Genomic DNA, 3,338 nt, shown 5'->3' with positions numbered 1-3,338 from the left:
CCGGCTCTCCAGCTCGAAGAGCTGCTTCGCCTCGTCGGCGTGCCGGGGGATCATCAGGGTGTGGTGGTCCATCGCCGGGGCGTCGAACTCCATGCCCCAGAACTGCAACACCTCGGGCACCAGCCGGCGGGACCGCAGCAGATCGGGGTACGCCTGCTCCAGGTTCACCTTGGAGTGCGTCGGTCCACCGTGGTCGGTGCACATGGCCCAGGTCAGTCCGAAGTTCTTCGCCATGATCGCGTTGGTGACGATGGGATAGACCGCGTCGGCGCCCTTGTGGAACGTCGGCGGGTTCGTCGAGGTGTCGAAGTCCCCGCTGTACTCGGAGTGGATGTGGTGGTCGCCGGCCCGCCAGATCCGGTCATCGGCCCGACCTGCGCCGGCCGTCGCCTGATCCTGCCGGTCGGGATCGGCGTGGGCCGCCTCGACGCCCACGAACGGGCCGGCGGCGGCGAGCGTTGCGCCGACGCCCGCGTACTTCACCAGTTGGCGGCGTGACAGCTGACCGCCTGTGGCGTCCTCGGAATTCCTGTGCTGCACTGCAGAGCCCTCCACGTGATCCGGGTGTCGACCGTGTCGGTGACGAAGCCTCCGAGAGACGGGTGAACAGCCGCTGCACGGCGCGCGGGATGGGAGTGAACGACGGCCGGCCAGCGCCGCCGCGTGCCCGGCCCGGCCGGTGGCCGGACCGTCACCCACCCGGGCCCCGGCCGTCGTCCCGGGTTGCCTCCCACGGGTGGGATATCTATGTAATTGCATTTCCCGCTCATCGGTGAGAAAGAGGTCTCATTGACCGCTTGCTATGCCGCAACTAGTATTCGGTGCGCAGACGGTCAACGGGGAGTGGTCGCGGCATCCACATCGAATGCTATTCCGGTGTCGCCCGGCCGATTCGTCAAGCTTCTGGCGAAGCCATTCCGGAGCCAATCCCCGCCATTTATTCGACGACCCGATCCCCCCGAGAAGCGGGGGCGGGCCGTCGTGCCGCGTGCGCGGGGGTCACCGGGAGGTGGCATCGGCTCCCGGCACGCACCGGTTAGGACCGACCACGCCGAGAGGACCCCACTCCATGCGCGCTGACCCGATCCGCCGCCGGCCCCCGGGCGCGGCACTGCCCCTGCTCGCCGCGGTGGCCGCGATCCTCCTGCTCGTCGCGGGGACCCCGAGCCACCTCCCGGGCGTCCACCTCGCCGCCGCGGTGGACATCACCGACACCCCCGGCACGATCACCGACCAGTGGTCGACCACCGGCGACGAGGGCATCGAGAAGGTCATCGACAACACGCCCTACCGCAAGTACTTCACCTACAGCGGTGCCGGCTGGATCCAGTTCGAGGCGACCACGGCGGCCGTGGTGACCAGCTACGCCGTCACCTCCGCCAACGACTGGCCCGACCGCAACCCGCGCAACTGGGTCTTCGAGGCCTCCACCACCGGCGGCAGCTGGACGCCGCTGGACACCCAGAGCAACCAGACGTTCATCACCGGCTTCCACCGCAACACCTACTCGTTCGGCAACACCAACGCCTACCGGTACTACCGGCTGCGGGTGACCGCCACCAACGGGTCGGTCAACATGCAGATCGGCGAGTGGCAGATCTACGGGACCACCACCGCCACCACCCCGGCGCCGGCCGCGCCCACCGGCCTGCTCGCCACCGCGGCCAGCGACCAGATCCGGCTCACCTGGACCGACAACACCCGGTGGGAGACGGCCTACCGGCTGGAACGCTCGACCAACGGCACCACCTGGAGCACCGCGTACGTGCTGCCGGCCAGCACCACGAAGTTCCACAACCTGAAACTGCCGGCGGGCACCCACTACTACTACCGGCTACGGGCCGAGGGGGTGGCCGGCAACTCCGGCTACGCCACCGCCGACACCACCACCCTCAGCGCCACCCCGGCCACCACCTGGACCGAGACCTGGCACGCCCCCAACGAGACACTCACCCGCTACTACTACGACGCCAACGTGGCCATCTACCGCGATCCGGGACTGGCCTCGACCGATCTGACCTGGGTGAAGGACTACGCCAAACAGATCTGGGAGTACGTCCAGGCCAACTACGGCAACCTCAGCGGCCAGCGGCTGTACGAGGTGCTGCACGACGACGCGGGATCGGGCGGGTTCGCGCTGAGCCAGTTCGACCCCAACACGGCATTCCGCGACGTCAACGACATGAGCGGCGGCGGCTGGGGAAACACCGACCTCAACGAGGACGTCATCTCCCACGAGATGAACCACACCGTCGAGTTCACCGCGTTCGGCGTGAACGGCTCACCCGCCTACGGCATCTGGGGTGACAGCAAGTGGGCCGAGATCTTCCAGTACGACTGCTACGTCGGCACCGGCCGGACCACCGACGCCACCCGCTGGAAGAACGCGAAGCTGCTCACCTCGGACAACTTCCCCGTCGCCAACACCTACTGGTTCCGGGACTGGTTCTACCCGATCTACCAGAACTACGGCGGCAAGGTCGTGCTCAACAAGTTCTTCCAGCTGCTGTCCCAGCACTTCCACCAGTTCGACGGCGTCTACGCGCGGGACCTCAACTGGGGGGAGTTCGTGCACTTCTGGAGCGGCGCGGCCGGCGTGAGCCTCAAGCCGCTGGCCACCACCGCGTTCGGTGGCTGGCCCACCGACTGGCAGGCGCAGTTCGTCCAGGCCCAGGCCGACTACCCGGGAGTGACGTACACCCCGTGACCCCGGCCCTGACCACCCACCCCGGCGATCCGGCGACGACCCCCACCCGGCGACCGGCGGTCGTGCCGGGCCACCAGCCGCCCGGCATGACCGCCGGCCTCAGCCGAGCAGCACCGACACCGCCTCCACCGTGTCCGGATGGGCGAGCAGCAGCGTCGCCGCCGCCGACCCCGCCGGGGCGTCGACCGGCTCCGACCAACCGCCGTCGCAGCCCAGCAGCCCGGCGACCGCGTCCACCGCCACCGGGTGCGCCGTGAGCAGGGCGTGCACCTGCCCCGTCGGCGCGTTCGGTCGGGCCGCCGGGGCGGGCCCGGCCGGCGGTCCCAGCCAGGGCGGCACCCAGGCGTCCAGCTCGGGCAGCGTCCCCGGGAAGGTGCGTGCGGCCTCCCGCACCAGCAGCGGCACCAGCTCCGGTCCGTGCTCGCGCAGGGTGGTGATCAGCGTGGGCAGCCAGGGCAGCAGCACCGGGTCGGGCAATCGGGCGAACGCCGTGGACATCGTCTCCACCACGAACGGCGCGAGCCCCGGCACCGGTTCCAGCGCGTGCACGAAACCGGAGAGGTACCTCGGGAACGCCGGCACCACCAGCGGGTTACCCAGCAGTTCGGCGCAGCGCTGCCGCAGCTCGGCC

2 protein-coding genes and 1 pseudogene are annotated in these 3,338 nt (G+C 69.8%); 1 reads left to right on the top strand and 2 read right to left on the bottom strand.

The features are described from left to right. Positions 1-540 (bottom strand): twin-arginine translocation signal domain-containing protein (locus tag ACOJTC_RS10590; RefSeq protein WP_420116724.1); only part of this gene is annotated, 540 nt, incomplete at its 3' end. A 529-nt stretch (positions 541-1,069) separates the two neighbouring features. Between ACOJTC_RS10590 and ACOJTC_RS10585 the strand changes: the two genes are divergently transcribed. Further along, positions 1,070-2,707, top strand: coding sequence for a hypothetical protein (locus tag ACOJTC_RS10585; RefSeq protein ID WP_420116723.1), 1,638 nt, complete (start codon positions 1,070-1,072; stop codon positions 2,705-2,707). Positions 2,708-2,806: 99 nt separating this feature from the next. On the opposite strand, the pseudogene ACOJTC_RS10580 reads toward ACOJTC_RS10585, so the two are convergent. Continuing rightward, positions 2,807-3,338, bottom strand: a pseudogene (locus ACOJTC_RS10580) (hypothetical protein); the annotation flags it as partial.

This window comes from Micromonospora sp. (assembly GCF_048594385.1).
GTDB lineage: Bacteria > Actinomycetota > Actinomycetes > Mycobacteriales > Micromonosporaceae > Micromonospora > Micromonospora wenchangensis.
This window is presented reverse-complemented; position numbering and strand designations above follow the sequence as displayed.

Bases quoted from the DNA above. Each gene is read 5' to 3' on its own strand.
- ACOJTC_RS10585 (WP_420116723.1), top strand. From the start codon at position 1,070: ATGCGCGCTGACCCGATCCGCCGCCGGCCCCCGGGCGCGGCACTGCCC.